The sequence below is a fragment of the Providencia alcalifaciens genome (assembly GCF_020271745.1).
Taxonomy (GTDB): Bacteria; Pseudomonadota; Gammaproteobacteria; order Enterobacterales; family Enterobacteriaceae; genus Providencia; species Providencia alcalifaciens_B.
The window spans coordinates 4,003,361-4,023,226 of record NZ_CP084296.1 but is presented as its reverse complement, the minus strand read 5'-3'; the positions used below and the strand labels follow the sequence as shown (position 1 = coordinate 4,023,226).

The following is a 19,866-nucleotide window of genomic DNA, read 5'->3' as shown; positions in this document are numbered from 1 at the left end:
TATAGTTTTTTATCGAACCTAGACCTATACACAATACTATACACATTAATACTTAGATTCCACTAGAAGTTACTAGACCTTCTTGGAAGTCAAAATAATTAATCTATTGTTTTTATTTAAAAAATTGGAAGTCTTGAGATGTCTTTAGAAGTGGTAATGGTGTCCCCTGCAGGAATCGAACCTGCAACTAGCCCTTAGGAGGGGCTCGTTATATCCATTTAACTAAGGGGACATTGAGATACTGCGTAATAGCGCTTGGCATTTTACTGTCCACCTTCCATCGAATCAAGCTGTTACACTCAAATTCTCTGCTTTTATCTTTTTTACTCTTTTCTTTGTTGGGTTTTTAAGCACCTTATTTTTTAGACTAAAATTATTTCAGATAAGTCTATCTCTATGTTAATTCACTAATTAATCACATTTACTGAAGCTACCCTGGTGTTTGGGGTAATTCGAATGGATTTCTTATGATAAGTTGATAATTAAATAGGTTATAATTATATCTATATAGCAATTAAACCACTCAAAACGCTTAACAGATTTTTCTATTTGCTTTTATGATAAAGCGATTAGTAATAACGATAAAAACACCATGGCAAGGTGGAATAAAGGATGGAGGGAATGATGAAGTTTCGCATCAGTAGCGTTCTTCTCGCGGGAGTTTTAATGGTTGGGTGCGCGAGCGTTGACCCAGAAACGCAACAGCGTTCAGACCCGCTAGAAGGCTTTAACCGAGCAATGTTTAACTTTAACTATAATGTCTTAGACCCATATGTCTTAAGACCTGTAGCCGTTGCTTGGAGCGATTATGTGCCAATGCCTGCTCGAAACGGACTCAGTAACTTTCTCGGCAACCTTGAAGAACCAGCCAGCATGCTAAACAGTTTTTTCCGTGGGGAAGTGGAGCAAGGCTTTAAGCACTTTAACCGCTTTTTCTTGAACTCTGTGTTTGGTATCGGTGGTTTAATTGATGTTGCTGGCATGGCCAATCCTCAGCTAGTCAAAGAAGAACCGAAGCGTTTCGGGAATACGTTAGGCTATTATGATGTGGGTTATGGCCCCTATGTGGTTTTACCGGGTTATGGCAGTGCAACATTGCGCGAGGAAGGTGGTAACCTAGCAGACGATCTCTACCCGATGCTGAGTTATTTAACGTTCTGGATGTCGGCGGGTAAATGGGCACTGGAAGGGATTGAAACCCGTGCAAGATTACTTGATTCGGATGGATTGCTGAAAAGCTCTTCCGACCCTTACTTAATGTTCCGCGAAGCTTACTTCCAACGTAATGATTTCTTATCAAGAGGGGGAACGCTGCAACCGGCAAATAACCCAAATGCGGCGGTCATTGAAGGGGAGCTGGATTCGATTGATTAATTGGTTGGTCGATTGATTCGGTGGGGTTTATCACTCTCTATGTTTTGTTGGACATCAGAGAGTGATAAATAAACTGCTAGTCATTGTCCTGTTTTCCTCGTTGGATGACTGTGTCAATCACGGCACTGACGACTAACACGCTAACAAAGCTGATAGTGAATAATGTTCCCATAATGCCCTCCTATGTTTTTTCCATGGTCTTCCTCAGATAATCGCTTAGTAAGCAACTTTACAGCATCTTCATGTCAAAAAAATGAAGGTCAGCATCGCAGTTAAAAATCGATATAACAATGATGATAAAATAATGATTGAGTGGATACTTATGACTGGGATCAGTACATGAATAAGCCGCAGGAATGTTTTTAACAATAAAATAACATCGGGCTATAATTAATATATAAATCTGTACAAAAAAAAGTCAAGAAAAATTTAGCTTGAGGATGATTTTTCTGCGAAGAGTATAAAAGGAAAGTGGCGCAGAGGAAGGGATTGGAGAGGGAGATATCAGGGGAGTGAACTCCCCCGATAAGATATAACTGATTAGAATGTATAGTTAAAGTTAACGCCGTATAACCATGCAGAGCCTTCAGATTTGAAGCGCTCCACTGAGTTAGGATCTTTTTCGTCTAGTCTTTCGTTGATATTGACTTTTTTACCGTGCATATAAGCAATACCTAAGTCCACAGAGGCATCTTTGTTAAATGCATAAGTGGTGCCTGCGGTCAGCCAGTAACGGTCTTGGTCTGGAATTGAGATTGAACGGTATTTAGATGGCACTGGGCTTTCATCGTAAGCAATACCAGTACGGAAGGTCCAATTGTCATCATAGTAGTAGGTAGTACCTAATGCTAAGCGCCATGCATCATCAAAGTTTTCTGGTTTGTGGAATAGCTCTTTACCATTGCTTTTTTGGTAGGCAGTGAGGTCTTTAAAGGTGCTCCAGCCAGTGTAAGAAACGCTATAGTGCAGCGCCCACTTAGGATCGACTTTATGGTAGCCCGAGAATTCCCAGATATCAGGTAGATTAAGATCTAAAGTGCCTTTGACCGTCTTACCGCCTAAACCACCAATTGCCGTAGGAAGGTCATTAGAATACTTACCTTCTTCAAATTTCACTTTGACTTTTGAACGGTAAGTGAAGCTTAAACGGTTATCTGGGTTGATTTCATATAATAAACCCGCATTCCAACCATAACCCCAATCATCACCTTTCAGTTTTGCGGCGGTAGTACTGGGGGTAATTCCCAGAGATGGAATATTTTTTCCTGTATGACGTGTAATTTCAGCATCGGCATAAACAGCATTAGCGCCCACACCAAAACTGAAATTGTCATTAATACGGTATGCACCACTTAAATTTAAGTTAACGGTTTTTAAATCTGTTTTTCCACCGATAGGGCCTGCGGCGTAATCTTTATGAAAGTCAGTAGCAAGACCAAAGTTAGTGGTCATTGAGGTACCGACAGCCCACTTATCATTAATTGGGAAGATAAAGTGAGCATTAGGAACAACGGCGTTAGGAGCGATATTATTGGCAGTAAATGCATCGCTAGTACGGCCTTTAATATCAACGGTAGGGTCAATATACACGGCACCAATCGACATAGTTGGTCGATCAAATAACATCATTGCAGCTGGGTTGCGGCTGCCTTCACTTGCGTTGTCGCCGACGGCTCCTGCGCCTGAAAATGCACGTCCTAAGGCTGAGGTTGAATATTCATTCAGCAAAAAACCAGCTGCGCTTGCATTGGAAGAAATAACCGCCACTGCGATTGCTAAAGCTGATCGAGCAAATAGGTTTTTCTGGTTCATGACCAAAACCCTCTAGTAGTTTTATTTAAATAAGCGACTTCTATCGCAAGAAGCGCTGAATTGTAGGGTCGCTTGCCTCTACGACAAATCAGACCAGTTCAATGAGTATAGGTCCGACCACTGGGTATGTTGCAAGGTTGTTTTGTTTTTGTGCGTTTTTTCTTTTCGAAAATGCGATGTAATTAACATAATGGCAACATTTGAGTGCATTTGAAGAGTGAGAAATGCTCATATAAGGAGCTAGATCAAACTTATGTTGGATTATTAGTAATTAATTTTGATATCACTAGTGTTTGGCACTTTTTCAGCGTTATGATACTTACTTAACAGTTTGTTCATTGGGAGAATAAAATGACTGATGCGATTAAACGTTGTAGCGCGGATGAAACAGCTGCGTGCTGCTGTGTAGATGTTGGTACAGTTCTGGAAAATAAAGATTGCACCGCATCGTATCAGCATATTTTTGCGACTCAGCAAGAAGCTGAAGCGATGCTGAAAACACTCACAGAAAAAGCCAAATCTGTTGAGTCAGAACCGTGTGAAATTGCTCACTCAATCAACCCAGTTACGGGTGGTGTAGAGTTATCGGCTAACTTTACATTTAGCTGTGAAGCAGAAAGTCTGATTTTCCAATTAGGCTTACGTTAATCAAACGTTTGAATTCCTTTTTAAAGCCCATTGACTCTATTATTTCGCGGATGCGTCATTTTTAAAGTGAATGGGTTTTTTATTGCTAAAAACTCACCTAATTTCCCCGCTTTATTGCCAATTAATTGTAACTTGTGTGTGAGCTCGCATTTTTTATCCACGCTGATTGATAAATGTGAAGAATATGTTAACAATCGATACAGGTCAGACCTCTTGGTTTAATCACAACAATTCTACTTATTTTTCTTTTAGCAGGAGCGACCATGAATCAACTCTCCCACCATGGCGATAATCAACATGCCACAAAAGAAAGGATTGCCATTGTTAGTGGATTACGTTTGCCTTTTGCTAAACAATCCACGGCCTACCAAAATACTCCCGCGGTAGATTTAGGCAAAACCGTCGTTGCAGAACTACTGCATCGTAGTGATATAGACCCATCGATTATTGAGCAATTGGTTTTTGGACAAGTAGTTCAAATGCCTGAAGCGCCCAATATTGCGAGAGAAATTGTGCTAGGTACTGGTATGAGCGTATCGACGGATGCTTACAGTGTTTCTCGCGCTTGTGCGACCAGCTTTCAAGCCATTGTGAATGTGGCGCAAAGTATGATGGTGGGGGATATCTCCGTAGGTATCGCGGGTGGGGCGGATTCATCCTCTGTGCTGCCTATCGGCGTATCGAAAAAGCTGGCTGCTACACTATTAGCGTTAAGTAAAGCCAAATCATTTGGGCAAAAATTATCGCTTATCAGTAAATTACGCCTGAAGGATTTAGCCCCAGTCGCACCGGGTGTCGCAGAATACTCCACTGGGTTACGTATGGGCGACACCGCTGAACAGATGGCGAAAAGTTACCATATTAGCCGTGAGCAACAAGACGAATTAGCCCATCGCTCTCATGTGCTGGCAGCCAAAGCGTGGAAAAGCGGAGTGTTAGAGCAAGAAGTGATGACCGCGTATATGCCACCTTACAAGCACGCATTCTCGCAGGATAACAACGTGCGTGAAAATTCAGTGCTCGCTTCCTATGCGAAACTCAGACCTGCGTTTGATAGAAAACACGGTAGCGTGACCGCAGCCAACAGCACACCATTAACTGATGGGGCGGCAGCCGTGTTGATGATGACCGAATCTCGAGCAAAAGCACTGGGTTATACCCCCTTAGGTTACATCAAAAGTTATGCTTTCTCGGCAATCGATGTGTGGGAAGATATGCTACTGGGACCTTCCTATGCCACACCGATTGCATTACAAAGAGCGGGGCTTTCTCTGCAAGATTTGACTTTGATTGATATGCACGAAGCGTTCGCTGCCCAAACACTCACCAATATTCAAATGTTTGCCAGTCAAAAATTTGCCCAAGAAAAACTGGGCTTGTCGAAAGCGATTGGGGAAATTGATATGGACAAATTTAATGTGCTAGGCGGTTCTATTGCTTATGGTCATCCTTTTGCTGCGACAGGGGCGAGAATGGTGACCCAAACATTGAATGAGCTACGTAGACGCGGTGGCGGATTTGGGCTAACCACAGCTTGTGCGGCGGGTGGGCTTGGTGTAGCAATGATTTTGGAGGCAGAATAATGACGCAACATTCAGCAGTCATCACGGAACCTGCATTCACATTAAAGATAGTAAATGGCAATGTTGGGGTTATTTATATTGATGTTCCTAATGAAAAAGTGAACACCCTAAAGGCGGAATTTGCACAGCAATTTCATGCCATTTTGCAGCAAGCACAATCGACATCAGGCCTGAAAGGCTTGGTGATCACCTCGGGTAAAAAAGACAGTTTTATCGCAGGTGCGGATATCAGCATGATAGCTAACTGCACCAGTAAAGAGCAGGCGAGTGAGCTATCAAAACAAGGGCACACGCTATTTGATAAAATTGATAATTACCCATTACCGATTATTGCGGCTATCCACGGCGCTTGCCTTGGCGGTGGTTTGGAATTAGCGCTCGCGTGTCATGCACGCATTTGTTCTGATGATGATAAAACCAAACTGGGTTTACCTGAAGTGCAGTTAGGGTTACTACCAGGATCAGGAGGGACTCAGCGTTTACCTCGTTTAATTGGGATCCCAAATGCCTTAGACATGATGCTGACAGGGCGCCAATTAAAAGGCAAGCAAGCGTTGAAAATGCGATTAGTCGATGACGTAGTTCCGGTTTCTATTCTACTGGATACGGCGGTTGAACTGGCGCAAAAAGGGGGCGTAAAACGTAAACCTCTCCCTTGGCAACAGCGTTTGTTAAGCAGTAAATTATTGCGTAATAAAGTGTTTTCCAGCGCGAAAGAGAAAACATTAAGTAAAACCCAAGGGCACTATCCGGCACCAGAAAAGATTATTCAGGTGGTGAAAGCGGGTATGAATAGTGGGTTAAAAACGGGATTCGCTGAAGAAGCCAAAGCGTTTGGTGAACTGGCAATGACGCCAGAATCTGCTGCGTTACGTAGCCTATTTTTTGCCTCTACCGCATTGAAAAATGAAACTGGGGCGGACGCTAAACCGCAAACTATCAAACAAGTGGGTGTGCTTGGCGGCGGATTGATGGGCGGCGGTATCGCTTATGTGAGTGCGGTATTGGGTAAATATCCGGTACGTATTAAAGATATTTCGGATAAAGGTATCACTCAAGCTCTGCGTTATAGTTGGGACCTGCTTTCCCAGCGAGTGAGTAAAAGACGCTTACAGCCTCGGGAACGGGATGCAATTATGGCTCGAATTTCGGGGACATTGACCTATCAAGGACTAGAATCAGCGGACATTGTGGTGGAGGCCGTATTTGAAGATCTGGCACTGAAACGTAAAATGGTGCAGGAAACCGCAAAAATGTCAGATGGCAAAGCGATTTTTGCCTCAAATACGTCTTCGTTACCCATTCATCGTATTGCGGAAGGTAGCCCCCATCCTGAGAAAGTGATTGGGCTGCACTATTTTAGCCCCGTGGATAAAATGCCTCTGGTGGAAGTGATCCCGCACCAGCAAACGAATGCCACTACCATCGCAACCACGGTTGCCTTTGCTAAGCGCCAAGGTAAAACCGCCATCGTCGTTGGTGATGATGCAGGCTTCTATGTGAACCGTATTCTGGCACCGTATTTGTGTGAAGCGGCGCAATGCCTTGTGGAAGGCGAGGCGATTGACCATATTGATAAGGCATTAGTGAAATTTGGTTTCCCGGTTGGACCGTTCCATCTACTTGATGAAGTGGGTATTGACGTAGGAACCAAAATTTTACCAATTCTCGTTGAGCGTTTTGGCAACCGTTTTAAAGCCCCTGATGCGCTCGACAAAGTGATCAACGATGACCGCAAAGGGAAGAAAAACGGTCGTGGTTTTTATGTTTATGGGCAGTCAAAAAGTAAGTTGGCCTTCTGGAAAAAATCCACAAAACGTCAAGTTGACCAGGGTATTTATTCACTGATTAACATTCACCCCTCAACGTCAACGAGCCAAACGGATATTGCTCAACGCTGTGTCATGTTAATGCTCAATGAAGCTGCACGCTGCTTAGATGAGAAGATTATCCGTAGCGCGCGAGATGGGGATATTGGTGCGGTGTTTGGAATTGGTTTTCCGCCATTCTTTGGGGGGCCCTTCCGTTATATGGATAGCCTTGGTATCAGTAAAACCGTGGAAACGTTGCAACACTTAGCGGAGAAACATGGCGATAAGTTTGCGCCGTGCGACTTATTGATTGAAATGTCACAGTCTAATCGCACGTTTTATTCGGTGAATGATCATGAAAAAAATGCATCTTCGACGGAAGAAAATAGCGACATTCATTAAGCGATAATCGCTGTTTAATCAACCTGATGCCGCAGTTAAACACTGTGGTTATCAGGTTTTTTTATGGCTGAATAGCAAAAATTGTCAGTAAAAAACAATGTAAATCATTTTATTTGCAACGGGTTTGTTGCAGAATCTCTCCTCACCCCAACTGATGGTTATCTTTAACAATAATTATCTTAACAAAAAGACCCGCGTTCTCATGGGAGACAGCGGCACAGATGGTGGATTATGCAAGTTTATATTATGCGTCACGGTGATGCGGCAATTCAGGCGGCGAGTGATTCAGCGAGACCATTAACCCAAAAGGGAAAAGATGATTCAGTACTGATGGCGAAATGGCTACAAGCCCGTCAGCCTCAGATTGATACGGTATTAGTGAGCCCCTATTTACGCGCAGAGCAGACATTACAAGTGATGCGTGAAGCATTATCGCTGCCAGCGCAAGCGCAAATTATGGAAGGGCTAACCCCCGGAGGAAATGCGGATTGGGTTGCCTCTCAAATTCGAGATTATGCATTCAGTGGCGCTAAGGGCGTTTTGGTGGTTTCGCACCTGCCGCTGGTTGGCTATTTGGTCTCGGAGTTATGTCCTCACGAAGCACCGCCAATGTTTACAACATCGACGATTGCATGTGTTGAGGTGGATACTGAGCAGATGAAATACCATTTAGAATGGATGCTCAGTCCATCGCAGATTTCGTTGACCCAATCTTAAGTTTGAGCATCCTAGGTGATGAAAACGAAGTGAGTGCTTAACGGCGAGCACTCTCAGTCGTTTCAATTAATAACAGCAGCGAAGCGTTGCCACCCCATTCTTTAGGGGCTTGGTGAAAAGCAACAATATCAGGATGTTGAGCAAGCCACAGTGGTGTTTGCTGTTTCAAAATATGCTTACCGTGCCCATGCATGATGCAGGCGCAATGGACATTTTCCCGCTTACAAGCCGCAATTAACGCGCCAATTTCTTGTTTAGCTTCCATTTGGGTCAACCCGTGAAGATCCAGAAATAACTCCGGCACATAGTCTCCACGACGTAATTTTTTCAACTCATACGGGTTGGCATCGGGTCTTAAATAGCGAGTAGGGCCTTCATTATCTAACTGCGGTTGAAATTCATCAGAAAAATAAAAAGAAGCATCCACTTGTTCTTGCTGAACTTTCTTACTGGATGGTTGAGTGACTTTCGCGCGAATAGGGACATGCACTATTTGATCTTGGTGAATTTTTTTAGCACCTTGAATAGCGTCTTTAAAGAGATTGATGTCGCCGTCTTCTAAGGCGAATTTATTTTTAGTCATTGTTTATAAATCAATTGTTAATAAATGATACTTTCTTGGATGGGCAAAACAGGTCGCAAAACAGGACGTAGTGTAACCCATTTTTCCCATGAACGGTTATCATAGAATATTTTTAGCGCTACGTAACAAATTTATAACTTTTACGTGAGTAGAGATTGACAACAGACCGATAAATAGTCTAATTGTATATACATATATATACGTTTGTATCTATACCTTTCATATGTGAAGCCGAATCGGGTTTCTGCTGCCATGGGATGATTTATGTTATTTAAAGCACACGAAAATGATGTGATCTGGCGTAACGGACGGATCGCCACAATGAATACTGAACTTGAAACCGCATACGGGTTACTGGAAAATTACGATTTAATCATTCGTGGTGAGCAGATCATTGCCATTCACCCAAGGGACCAAGTTGATGCAAACGGCTGCCACATTGTCGATGTAGAAGGTCGCTTAATCACACCGGGACTGATTGATTGCCATACCCACTTAGTGTTTGGCGGTAACCGAGCCGCTGAGTGGGAACAGCGTATGAATGGCGTCTCCTATGAAACGATTAGCGCACAGGGTGGCGGGATCAATTCCACCGTTCGTTCTACGCGAGCCATGAGTGAAGATGGGCTATTTGAGGTGTCAAAACCGCGTTTAGAAGCGTTGATCCGTGAAGGCGTCACCACCGTTGAAATGAAATCGGGCTATGGTTTAGATCTTGCCAACGAAGAGAAACAACTGTCAGTGGCAAAACGATTATTTGCAGCTTATCCGATCGACGTGAGTTCGACATTACTTTCCGCGCATACGGTTCCACCAGAATATAAAGGTAAAGCGGACGATTACATTGACCTTATTTGCGATGAAATTATGCCGCAGCTATGGAAGAAAGGGCTATTTGATGCAGTGGACGTATTCTGTGAAAGTGTTGGCTTTTCTCTTGAACAAAGCGAGAAATTATTCTTAGCAGCGAAAAAATTAGGAATTCCAGTAAAAGGGCATGTGGAGCAACTCTCTAATTTAGGGGGAAGCGAGCTGGTGGCCGAGTTTAACGGGCTATCAGTCGACCATATTGAATACTTAGATCTCCAAGGTATTCAAGCCCTCAAACGCAGTGGAACCGTGGCAGTATTATTACCCGGTGCGTTTTATTTTTTACGTGAAACAAAATTACCACCGATTGAATTATTACGCGAAAACCAAGTACCCATGGCAATCTCTACGGACTTTAACCCAGGCACCAGTCCATTTGCCTCTTTGCGTATGGTGATGAATATGGCGGCGGTATTATTTAGATTAACCCCGGAAGAAATTTGGGCAGGAGTGACACGCCACGCAGCAAAAGCATTAGGGCGAGAGCATAGCCTTGGGCAATTACGCGTCGGTTATCAAGCCAACTTTGTGGTATGGAATGCCAAGGATCCGGTAGAAATGATTTATGAACAAGGCAGCAATCCATTAAATCAGCGTGTTTACCAAGGAAAAGTAACCCACAAAAATTAATGGTTTATTTGAGTTAAAATAGAAAAGCGTTTCTGATTTTCAGGTTATATACTCTAAATAATTCGAGGTGCAGCTAGGCGACAAGTCAATGAGTCGCTAGGAGCATACATAAGTATGTAACTAGTGCGAATGAGCGTAGTCAACAACGCTGCAATTTGAAGTATGACGAGTATAATACTATTTATTCATAAAGTTCTGATTGCTGCCTAAGAATATCATCTCCACTATAGGCAGTAATTATTTTGATTGATTTTCAATGTTGACGACTCACACACATTACTTATTTGGAAATAAACGTGACGGCCGAAAAAAAACCGAAGCTGAAAACTCCTGTTCCATTGTATTTGCAAGTTAAGCAGTCAATTATTGAAAAAATACAAGCAGGAGAGTGGCAAGCCAACGACCGAGTGCCTTCAGAAGCCGAGTTGGTTGTGCAGTTTGATTGTAGCCGAATGACGGCGAACCGAGCCTTACGGGAACTTACCGCTGAAGGGTTATTGGTGCGTCTTCAAGGGGTAGGTACCTTTGTTGCCGAGCCTAAAGGGCAATCTGCCTTGTTTGAAATTCACAGCATTGAAGATGAGATCCTCGCCAGAAATCATCAATACAGCTGCAAAATTAACAAGTTAGAACAAGTCAAAGCATCAGTCACACTGGCAAAAGAGTTAAATATTCCCCCAGAAACGCCGGTCTATCATTCCGTGATTGTCCATTTGGAAAATGATATTCCTGTGCAAATTGAAGACCGTTTTGTGAATGCGCTGGCAGCACCGAATTATCTGGAACAAGACTTTCTAACTATCACTCCCCACGATTATTTATCCCGTGTTGCGCCACTGACTCAGGGTGAGCATATTGTTGAAGCGGTAGAAGCGGATGATCGTAGTGCCCGGCTTTTGCAAGTGCATGTGGGCGCATCGTGCCTGCAAATTACCCGCCGAACATGGTCGCAAAGCCATATCGTGACCAGTACTAAGTTATTGTTTCCCGGTCATCGATATAAACTCAAAGGTAGCTTTTCCTCTTAACGCGCCAGCGACTGCCTGATTGTCGCAATATCAAAAGCCACACTGCGTAAATTTGGCGTGTGGTTGATGAGCGCTCGATGAGTAGATGCTTGGCTAATAAACACGAAGCTTTCTCCCCACGGCTGCTGGTAACTATCTCGCACAAGCGGACCGCAGCGCTGTTTTAACAATCCCGCTAAGGGGAGATGGTCATCCCCTTTAGCTAAAGCTTGAGACGTAAGCTGAGGAAAATCTCTGGTGATGGATTTTGCCTGTAAATACCAACGTTCTCTTCCCCAAACTGCTTGAGTGACCGCTAAATTATTATCACTTAAATACCATGTTTGAGGGACAGATTGTTCTTTGGAGCATTCCCCCGCAATGGCTTGATGGAATGTTTTTGCGCTCGCTAAATGACGGGAAAGATTGTCTCTTACCCGTTGGTTCTGTTCACAACCTGGTGAGGTTTTATAAGGACCAATGCGCCATTGCTGCCAACTGTCGGCATCATACAAATCAAAATCTGTTATCACATTTCCATGGTGATCAATGGCTGTTGGATGGGGAGGCAATAATTGATAGGCACTGGGATACCCAGCGATATCATCGGGAGAGAAACCGTAAAAATAGCGGCTACCAGCGTAGTAGCCTGTTTCCATCATTGACCACGCATGAAATGTACCTTCCCAGGGTGGACCAAATGCATACCATTTGGCAATTCGCTGCCGATTCTCATCACTGGTTTGGCGCAACCAATATCGTACCGCTAAATTAGAGGCGGATTGCGCCATAATGATAAACGGTTGTTGCTGACCAAATAGAGTGGTTAACCGTGCGATTTCGTCATCCAATGCCTTCACTAATTGGCGATGATCTGCTCGCCAATCATGGGCGAGAAAAAATAAATCTTGCCCCTCTCGATACCCTAAACCTATTTCCAAAACATCTTTCAATTCTTGAGTCACCAAGGTGGTAAGAAGCTTGGGAATAATGGTGAATTCATGAAGCTGTTCAGTGGCAAGGATATCCGGTGGTAGGCTGCCAGATGGCTCGCGGTATTCATAGTCACTGGGCGTAAACACACCACGATAATCCCCCCAGATAAATTGCTGCTTATTCCGATCAAACAGTTTGCTACCCAAAATGCCAGGAAGGTAAATGATGGGAATATTAGGGGCTTTATCAGTGAGTTTATGGCGACGAAGTTGTGCCGCAATCCACTGCGCCCGTAAATAAGAGTAACCGCGATTTAATGGCATATTAGCGCCCCTTTAAGGGAATAAACGTCACGGGCACGTTCTCACTGCCCAGATGGGTTTTTTCCACTTCAGTCACTGGGAAGTGCGCGCGGTCATACACTTCGAACACTTGGCAAGGCTGCTGATCGTGATGATATAAACGGATCCCTGCTGCGGCAGCATCGCTCTTAGACAACATAAAGCGGGTACAGCTATTGGTGCTGATTGGACCAACTGCGTCACCGTGTTTATCAACAAATTGATAGAAAATCTCAGATTCATTAGCTTGTTCAATATGGCAAGCTTGAACGGGGCCACGGAATATGTGGTTAATGCAGGTCAATCCTCCAGGAATGCTAAGCGATTGTTTGTCTGTATTGGATTTTTCCCATGGAAGAATAATCGCTGTTTGGGCATGGCAATTTGGGCAGAGTCCATTATCCATATGCGGCTCAGCAATTAATCCACTACGTTTCACCAATAATGTTTGGCACTCAGGGCAGTAAGAGTTGGCGCTGGTGGTATCAAACACGTTCCCGACATACACATAGCGCATCCCGTCGTTAATAGCTTGCAAACGGGCTTGCTCTAAGAATGGAATAGAGGTGCGTTCAACATGAGTATATTGATAATCAGGATGGAATCGAACATAGTGCAGGGGAATATCGGCATCGAGATATTTCAGCATCCAATCAGAGACTTTACGCGTCTCTTCAAGGTTATCATTGCGCCCCGTCACACACAGGTTAGAAACCTCTAAATGTGGGTAATTGCTGCCTTTACGGGCGTCATACACTTGCTTGATACCGTCCAAAACGGGTTGCAGTCGTCCACCGGTATGTTGGCGATAAAAGCTATCTTGCATCGATTTTAGGGAAATACTAAAAATATCCATCACTGTGAGCAGCTCATCGATGCCTTTTTCGCTAATGTAAAAGGCACTTTTGTACAGATTTTTTAGCCCTTTTTCCCGCGCCAGTTTCGCTGTATCCATCACAAATTCATGCCAAACAATCGGGTCGTTATAGGTCCATGATAAAACACGAATATTATGTTTTAGCGCGTAATTGACCACATCTTCAGGGCTGTAATAGGCCACATTATTATCTTGAACATACCGAGCCTGACTGGTACTCCAGTTCTGACAAAAATCGCAACGCAGCATGCAACCAATATTCCCCAGCGAAAGAATGCGCTCCCCCGGTGAGTAATGGTAAACCGCTTCGGTTTCGATAGATTCCTGCGTCATTGGAACGGATTTACCGTAATTCAGCGTCATCAATTTACCATCTTCATTACGACGCATTTTGCAGGTACCCACGCGGCCTAATTTGATTTTGCAGGCGCGAGGGCATAATTCACACTGGATGGCGTGATTGGCTATCGGATGCCATAAACGTGCAGGGTGGCCAGTTTGTTGCCACTGCTTCATGATTGCCATTTTACGAACGTCCTTTTAATAATGAGAGTTGGGTTTCTGTCCTGATGCCTTTTTTCCATGCATTAAGTGCGGGTTTTAATCGCCAAAAAAACGGTGACCCGCTAGCAGGGGTATTAATGAGGTACCAGCAGGTCTGCTGATGACTTAAATCAGACAGTAATTTAAAGCTGGGTCCAAACGTGTAAGGCTTGGTCTTGACAGTTTTATTTTCCCCTGCGTGAGATTGAGTGAGGAAATCCGCATTTTGCCGTGTGGCATGAACGGTTTCTCTATTTCCGCCATCATAAAGATAACGTCCGGTGAAAAACCGATTGAGCCATAACGGTTTTTTAATGCTATGTTGAAATTCCACTTGAGGGAGAACCATCTTTTGGCTTGCCACCAGCGCCCGTGCGTAGGCTTCGCGCACAAGTGTTTCAATATCATCATCACAATACTGCCAATCCACTGTATGATTTTGCAGGATATTCAGTATGTTCCAGCGATAGCCGGGCCAAAAATCGGTATACAACGTTCGGGCGCCACGACGCAGGGTTTTCTTCAGTAAAGCGTCAGTAATATGCTGAAACCAAACATCAAACAGGCGAGACTCGGCGATATTTTTCGTATTGCCATTCCATGCGGATAGCCGTGTATCTTCCGGAACATAAGATAATAAAAACGGTAGGGTTTTTTGGGCAAAATAGTCCGTTTTATCGTCTTGTATTGCTTTGAATGAATCCAAGGAGTGTGAACGATTCTGTTGAATCAACGCCTCAATGCGTAATGCTCGGCTAGGTGCGTGCCAGCGATTGGACAATGGCACTTTGTTGTCCAATAACGATTGATTGTATTGGTTAGCGTAAATCACATAGCCACATTCAGGGTTATGTTCAGACGGTAAATCATCAAAAGGTACATAGCCTAGCCACTGATGCTGAGGTTCAGTGAGATTAAGCAGCAGGCTGCCCAATTGTTGATGGCGTTGAGGAATGTAGCCCATGGTTTGCAAGCCAATATCACCATGTTCATCGGCGTAACCCACCATCATGGGGGAATTTCTCACATGGCGTAAACCGTCACGAAATGAGTGCCAATCATGGCATTTAGCCAGCTGATAAAACGTAATATCGCCGGAAGGGTCATCCAGTGCTGGCCAACGTAAAAACATGCCATAGCCATTCTTCTCAGAAACTAAGCGTCCATGAGCAAAATCGTAGGTGGTGAAGGTGTGTGATGTGCCTGATTTTAGCTGGATATTATGAATGCGTTTATTCAGAGACTGAACACCAGACGCGGTTTCAACCTGTAAGTTATCGACATCAATTTTTCCCCAAAAAAGATCTTGGTTATCCGCCATGATCCCAACCATTCCCCATGCAGCCTGAGGATTGCGACCGACAATAATTCCCGGCGCTCCGGGAAAATGGGAACCCAAAACATTCAGCCCTTCTTGGCTCTCTAACCGACATAGCAGGTTAAAGTTGGGGTTAACTTGCCCCATATGCGGGTCAGAAGCGAGCAGCGGTTTGCCTGAACTCGTCCAACTTCCATTTACCGCGAACACATTTGAACCAGTATCGGGGGAGGAAAGCCCCAAATGTTGCAATCCTTTTAAACCATCTTTCAGGGCATTGACGACATCTTGGTGATAGTCCATTTGTTCGTCTAAAGGCAATGGCGCAATTTGCTCGCCTTCTTGGCTAAAGGTGGTGAGCAACTGGCGATGTTGCGTGGTGGTGAGCTTATTGGCTAATCGAGTGTGAAACAGTTCATACTGCCACGCGGAATTAATGAAATATTTGAGTTGCCCTAACAAATAGCTGTCGATTACGGTAAAGGCTTCTGGGCGATAGCGCAGTAACAGGCATTCAATCGGCAATATTTTCATTCGCTCTAATGCGTGATTAATCCCTGCAATATAGGCTTGAATATGTTGATGTTGCTGAGCTTGCCATGAACCTTCAGGCGCTGCTTGGTCGAGTTTTTCGGCGCGCTCGGCAAGTTCTGGTAAACCTAATCGGCGCTGGAAAATATCAGTACGTAGCGCCGCGTTTCCCATAATTTCAGCGAGCCGTCCACTAGCGACTCGGCGAGTTAAATCCAGTTGCCATAAACGCAGCTTGGCGGTGCCATAACCTTGGCCAAAAAACACCGCACAGTCGGTATCGCCTTTCACCGATAACAGTTGGTCAGATTCAAGGGAAACGACAACGCGCCCCCATTGACACGTTAAATGTTGCGGTTTCATTGCATTCCTTTGGTCGTTTGATTAATGCTGTTTTTTCGTTGAGTTATCGCTTCAATCAATTCATTGTGAGTTTCACCAGCATGCCAGCCTAATTCCTGCTGTGCTTTTGCACAGGAGTAGGTGTAGGAGCTACCATCTAAAATGCGCAAGGCTTCTTGGGAAAGTGGCATTTTAAGCCCCACACCAGCGAGTTTATCCATCAGCGATGCGAGCAATTTAAAGGAAGACACCCGTTTTTCAGGCAATGGTTCGCGCTGAGCAACTTGGCTCAATAAACGAAATATTTCCGGCATTGAGAAAGTCTCCCCCGTAAATAGGTAAGTCTGACGTTGGATTTTCGGGTCGAGTAATTTAATTAGCCCATCGCAAATATGGCTGACATGACAAAGCTGAAAGGTACTGGTGGTGGCAAGCTGAAACGGAACTTTATTGTTGAAATAGGCGTCCATAGTTTGCGCCAAAACGCTGTTATCGCCAGCACCAAATACCCCGCTGCAAATGGCAATATTAACCGGAAGACCTGCTTGTTGACGTTTGGCTACTTGCTCATGGGCGATATGTTTTGTCTCCTCGTAGTAGCAGCGAAATGTTCCATTGTGGCGATGATGTTCATCGGGTAACTCCCCGAACGTTTCCCCAAAGGCGGCGGTGGTACTCATATAAAGCATATGTGAAATACCCGCGCGTTCAGCGGCATCAAGGACTCGTTTCGTCCCCACCACATTAGTTTGAAACATGGATTGATGAGCTTGGCGGTTGGGGGGGAGTCCGACACGGTAATCTGCCGCTAAGTGGATCACAATATCGTGCCCCATCATCGCTTGCTGATAACTCTCTGGGCGTAAAATATCACCAATGACGCACTTCACTGTGATGGGAAGTGCAGGGCGGTTAGCGATGATGGCTGGTGTAGGATTTCGTTGTAACACTGTCACTGGGTAGCCTAAAGTCACCAGTTCGTGGACTAAATGGGCGCCAATAAAGCCCGTACCGCCCGTGATAAAAACCGAAGGATTAGGCAAAGTTATCTCCTTCTTGGTTGATGAAATAAACCAGAGCAGAGAGCATAAAAAAGCCGTCATGTGCAGCACTCATCGGGCGCAGGAGCATGCTACCGATAGGGCAGTAACGGGTAAAACTGTAATTCTCTAAGGGTAAATGACGTAACGATCCGTGATAGCCGAGTGTTTGTAATTGTCCAACCCACTGACGCTGAGTGAGGGCTAAACTCTCTTCAATGGGTGCGACCACCAATTGGAATCCAGCAGGTAGCCACTCCGAGGGATTAAATTGAGTTTGATAAGTCAAACCCCAACCCGTTGTTTTACTATAAATAGCGGGAAACTCCGTTGGATTCATGGCCTCGGTTAATTTTAGGCTTTGGTAGTGCGCCATTTGTTGTAAACGACGGGTATCGGGCAATATGCTCAAGACATCTAACTTAGCTCTCAGTTGCTGATACAGTTCTGCGGCACATTCAGGGTTATCGAGCAAAATAAACCGCGGGGAACTACACACTTGTTGTTGGAATAAGCAAATATCGCGCAGAAGTAAATCAAGGTCGGGAAGTGAATTTCCCACAATTGCCATCCCACTGATTTTGGGTCCCAGCTCGATGAGCTTGATATGTGACGGTGTGACTTGGCGGTAATGGCGAATAAGCGCATCACCACCTGCTAGCAAAATAGTATCAATGCCGTTTAGGATCTGAACATCATCTTGGTGTTGGCTATCCCATTCCAGGATTTGGCATTCATCGTCACTCAGGGCTAATCGCTGGCGAATTGTTTGTAGCCATTGGGTGGAGAGCCGCGTTTTAATGCGAATTTTACTGTCAATTACATAGCCCGCTAGCAGCGCTTCTAAGGTACCCAGTGGGTCGCTCTCTGAAACCACAATCAGCAAACGCGTCGGCGCTCGCCAATGTTTATCCCCAAGTTCTCGATGAAGTTTATCCTGTAAGCTTGAAGAGCGGCAGATCTCTGATAACCGAGCGAGACAAAATGCCTGTGTGGCAGTATCGGGCGAGAATTGCCAATTCTCTGTCACGCAGTCGGCTAAACAACGCTGAATGCGCGTTATGCGTGCTTCAATCTGCGAGTTCATTTGACTTGCGCCGCGCAAGTTCCTTCAGGGGAAGTTGCGCGCCCAATATAGCGTAGGAACGGGAGTGGATGGCCACAATCACACTGTTTTCCCCAACTGCCTAAATCTTGAGTCAGTAAGCGCTGAGAAGGAATAGAGGCAAACAGTGGGCTTTCTAAGGCGATAAAACCAACGTGATTTTCTGGGGCGGGCTCTCCTTGCTCATTAATAATAGAAAAACGTGAGAAAGCAGGAATATGGAAATGACCCTCTGGGCAGCTAATGTAATGCAGAGGGTGCTCTGTCATGCCATAAATATCGCGAATATCCACCAATGGCGCATTTAGGGTTTCTTTTAATCCTTGCACAATTTGCGGACGCTCTAGCTGCTTAGTCATGCCTTTCCAACCGCCACCACTAAGCCCCCTGACATTGCCTTTTAAAGCAAAGGTATCAGGGCGGCTGAGACACAGGTGTTCAAAATACAGCGTTAACCCAAAAATGTAGATTGGTGCATCATCGTCGGCCCAACGTTTTAATGTTGCCCAAGCGAGCTCACTATCAAATACCCCCTCAGGAGAAACCGTAAAGACGAGCTCATGGATAGGCGCGCACTGGGTAAATTTCAAAAATGCCGTCGCAAAACCTGCATGATCCCCTTTCGCGGGGTCAGGAGAGAGCAGTAAAAAACGTGCGGGAGTGGTTGAAATGAGTTGATTATGCAGGAAAATTTGCACCATCCCCGTTTCAATGCGTTTTAAGCTGAGGTTGTCAAAGAAAACCGCGGCTTTGCCTTTTTTTCCTGTTCCTGAGCTGGTTAACCACATGCCATCACTGTCAGTTTGCGTCGCTAAATCGAGGGATTTGAATAAGCCAACGGGAATAAGCGGTTTAGGTTCAGCCAACCATAGTTTTTCATAGTTAGCATTATGTTGGCGGTGCCATTGGTCAGCATAATTCATCGCGACATCAAATAGATGATCATTTTGATTTTCAATGGCATAAGGCATTTGAGTGTTAATCAGTATATCAATCGGATTGTTATTATTATTTGGCATCTTTTTACCATAATAGATTTAGGGTTATTAATCCTATTCTGTCGGTTATTAAAATGAACTAAAGGTAAATATTCCGAATAATGACTATTACGTAAACACTATTAGAATTATCTTGAGCATTCGTTTAGGGCATTTTCTCGAATAAGGTTAAAAGCTAAATGTAAAATAACTGTGAATCAAATGTGATCTGGTAGGCAGAATTAGAATAAAAAAACGCCAATAAAATCAAGGGGTATTTTTTTAATCAATTGTTTTAATTAGATAAAATATTTTATCGCTGTGTGTTTTTACCTTTGAGATTGTTAAAAAATAAATTGATTGTACATGTATATACAACTATATCTATAAGGAGACGCAATAAGTCAAACACGTATCTA

At 44.3% G+C, this 19,866-nt stretch carries 15 protein-coding genes and 1 tRNA gene; 7 read left to right on the top strand and 9 right to left on the bottom strand.

What is annotated here, in order from left to right:
• Positions 1-157: 157 nt before the first annotated feature.
• A tRNA-Arg gene (locus LDO51_RS18615) sits at positions 158-232 on the bottom strand.
• Between the two features lie 392 nt (positions 233-624).
• Between LDO51_RS18615 and mlaA the strand changes: the two genes are divergently transcribed.
• Positions 625-1,374, top strand: a complete 750-nt coding sequence (mlaA, locus tag LDO51_RS18610) for a phospholipid-binding lipoprotein MlaA (RefSeq protein WP_225577312.1) — start codon at positions 625-627, stop codon at positions 1,372-1,374.
• A 540-nt stretch (positions 1,375-1,914) separates the two neighbouring features.
• On the opposite strand, the gene fadL is transcribed toward mlaA, so the two are convergent.
• Positions 1,915-3,186 carry a long-chain fatty acid transporter FadL gene (fadL, locus tag LDO51_RS18605; protein WP_225575749.1) on the bottom strand — a complete coding sequence of 424 codons (1,272 nt, stop codon included), beginning with the start codon at positions 3,184-3,186 and terminating at the stop codon, positions 1,915-1,917.
• Positions 3,187-3,537: 351 nt separating this feature from the next.
• On the opposite strand from fadL, the gene LDO51_RS18600 reads away from it, so the two are divergent.
• The 4 genes from LDO51_RS18600 (at position 3,538) to sixA (ending at position 8,347) form a co-directional block, all read left to right on the top strand.
• Positions 3,538-3,834, top strand: coding sequence for a YfcZ/YiiS family protein (locus tag LDO51_RS18600; protein ID WP_225575748.1), 297 nt, complete (start codon positions 3,538-3,540; stop codon positions 3,832-3,834).
• Positions 3,835-4,097: 263 nt separating this feature from the next.
• Positions 4,098-5,417: an acetyl-CoA C-acyltransferase FadI gene (gene fadI, locus LDO51_RS18595; RefSeq protein WP_225575747.1), complete on the top strand. Its 1,320-nt coding sequence runs from the start codon at positions 4,098-4,100 to the stop codon at positions 5,415-5,417.
• Entirely contained in the window at positions 5,417-7,630 is a 2,214-nt protein-coding gene (gene fadJ / locus LDO51_RS18590) for a fatty acid oxidation complex subunit alpha FadJ (RefSeq protein WP_225575746.1), read from the top strand. The genes fadI and fadJ overlap by 1 nt, the downstream gene beginning before the upstream one ends.
• Positions 7,631-7,861: 231 nt before the next feature.
• Entirely contained in the window at positions 7,862-8,347 is a 486-nt protein-coding gene (gene sixA / locus LDO51_RS18585; RefSeq protein WP_225575745.1) for a phosphohistidine phosphatase SixA, read from the top strand.
• 37 nt (positions 8,348-8,384) lie between these two features.
• On the opposite strand, the gene smrB is transcribed toward sixA, so the two are convergent.
• Positions 8,385-8,930, bottom strand: coding sequence for an endonuclease SmrB (gene smrB, locus LDO51_RS18580; RefSeq protein ID WP_225575744.1), 546 nt, complete (start codon positions 8,928-8,930; stop codon positions 8,385-8,387).
• A 264-nt stretch (positions 8,931-9,194) separates the two neighbouring features.
• Between smrB and hutI the strand changes: the two genes are divergently transcribed.
• Entirely contained in the window at positions 9,195-10,430 is a 1,236-nt protein-coding gene (gene hutI / locus LDO51_RS18575) for an imidazolonepropionase (protein WP_225575743.1), read from the top strand.
• A gap of 296 nt (positions 10,431-10,726) precedes the next feature.
• On the top strand, positions 10,727-11,458 hold the full coding sequence (gene hutC, locus LDO51_RS18570) for a histidine utilization repressor (protein ID WP_225575742.1): 732 nt from the start codon (positions 10,727-10,729) through the stop codon (positions 11,456-11,458).
• Here hutC and LDO51_RS18565 read toward each other — a convergent pair.
• The 6 genes from LDO51_RS18565 to LDO51_RS18540 are packed head-to-tail and all read right to left on the bottom strand — an operon-like array spanning position 11,455 to position 19,489.
• Entirely contained in the window at positions 11,455-12,696 is a 1,242-nt protein-coding gene (locus LDO51_RS18565) for a lipase/acyltransferase domain-containing protein (protein WP_225575741.1), read from the bottom strand. The two genes, hutC and LDO51_RS18565, sit on opposite strands and share 4 nt — an antisense overlap.
• Position 12,697: 1 nt before the next feature.
• On the bottom strand, positions 12,698-14,116 hold the full coding sequence (gene amrS / locus LDO51_RS18560) for an AmmeMemoRadiSam system radical SAM enzyme (protein ID WP_225575740.1): 1,419 nt from the start codon (positions 14,114-14,116) through the stop codon (positions 12,698-12,700).
• 1 nt (position 14,117) lies between these two features.
• Complete coding sequence (locus LDO51_RS18555) at positions 14,118-16,346, bottom strand: penicillin acylase family protein (protein ID WP_225575739.1); 2,229 nt, start codon at positions 16,344-16,346, stop codon at positions 14,118-14,120.
• Positions 16,343-17,368, bottom strand: coding sequence for an NAD-dependent epimerase/dehydratase family protein (locus tag LDO51_RS18550; RefSeq protein WP_225575738.1), 1,026 nt, complete (start codon positions 17,366-17,368; stop codon positions 16,343-16,345). The genes LDO51_RS18555 and LDO51_RS18550 overlap by 4 nt, the downstream gene beginning before the upstream one ends.
• The gene (locus LDO51_RS18545) at positions 17,361-18,452 is read right to left on the bottom strand and encodes an acyl-CoA reductase (RefSeq protein ID WP_225575737.1); all 1,092 of its coding nucleotides are present in this window, start codon (positions 18,450-18,452) and stop codon (positions 17,361-17,363) included. Before LDO51_RS18545 ends, LDO51_RS18550 begins: the two co-directional genes overlap by 8 nt.
• Complete coding sequence (locus tag LDO51_RS18540; RefSeq protein WP_225575736.1) at positions 18,449-19,489, bottom strand: hypothetical protein; 1,041 nt, start codon at positions 19,487-19,489, stop codon at positions 18,449-18,451. The genes LDO51_RS18545 and LDO51_RS18540 overlap by 4 nt, the downstream gene beginning before the upstream one ends.
• Between the last annotated feature and the right edge of the window lie 377 nt (positions 19,490-19,866).

Bases quoted from the DNA above. Each gene is read 5' to 3' on its own strand.
- LDO51_RS18565 (WP_225575741.1), bottom strand. From the start codon at position 12,696: ATGCCATTAAATCGCGGTTACTCTTATTTACGGGCGCAGTGGATTGCG.
- smrB (WP_225575744.1), bottom strand. From the start codon at position 8,930: ATGACTAAAAATAAATTCGCCTTAGAAGACGGCGACATCAATCTCTTT.
- sixA (WP_225575745.1), top strand. From the start codon at position 7,862: ATGCAAGTTTATATTATGCGTCACGGTGATGCGGCAATTCAGGCGGCG.
- hutI (WP_225575743.1), top strand. From the start codon at position 9,195: ATGTTATTTAAAGCACACGAAAATGATGTGATCTGGCGTAACGGACGG.
- LDO51_RS18600 (WP_225575748.1), top strand. From the start codon at position 3,538: ATGACTGATGCGATTAAACGTTGTAGCGCGGATGAAACAGCTGCGTGC.
- amrS (WP_225575740.1), bottom strand. From the start codon at position 14,116: ATGGCAATCATGAAGCAGTGGCAACAAACTGGCCACCCTGCACGTTTA.
- LDO51_RS18540 (WP_225575736.1), bottom strand. From the start codon at position 19,489: ATGCCAAATAATAATAACAATCCGATTGATATACTGATTAACACTCAA.
- fadL (WP_225575749.1), bottom strand. From the start codon at position 3,186: ATGAACCAGAAAAACCTATTTGCTCGATCAGCTTTAGCAATCGCAGTG.
- LDO51_RS18555 (WP_225575739.1), bottom strand. From the start codon at position 16,346: ATGAAACCGCAACATTTAACGTGTCAATGGGGGCGCGTTGTCGTTTCC.
- mlaA (WP_225577312.1), top strand. From the start codon at position 625: ATGAAGTTTCGCATCAGTAGCGTTCTTCTCGCGGGAGTTTTAATGGTT.
- LDO51_RS18545 (WP_225575737.1), bottom strand. From the start codon at position 18,452: ATGAACTCGCAGATTGAAGCACGCATAACGCGCATTCAGCGTTGTTTA.
- fadI (WP_225575747.1), top strand. From the start codon at position 4,098: ATGAATCAACTCTCCCACCATGGCGATAATCAACATGCCACAAAAGAA.
- fadJ (WP_225575746.1), top strand. From the start codon at position 5,417: ATGACGCAACATTCAGCAGTCATCACGGAACCTGCATTCACATTAAAG.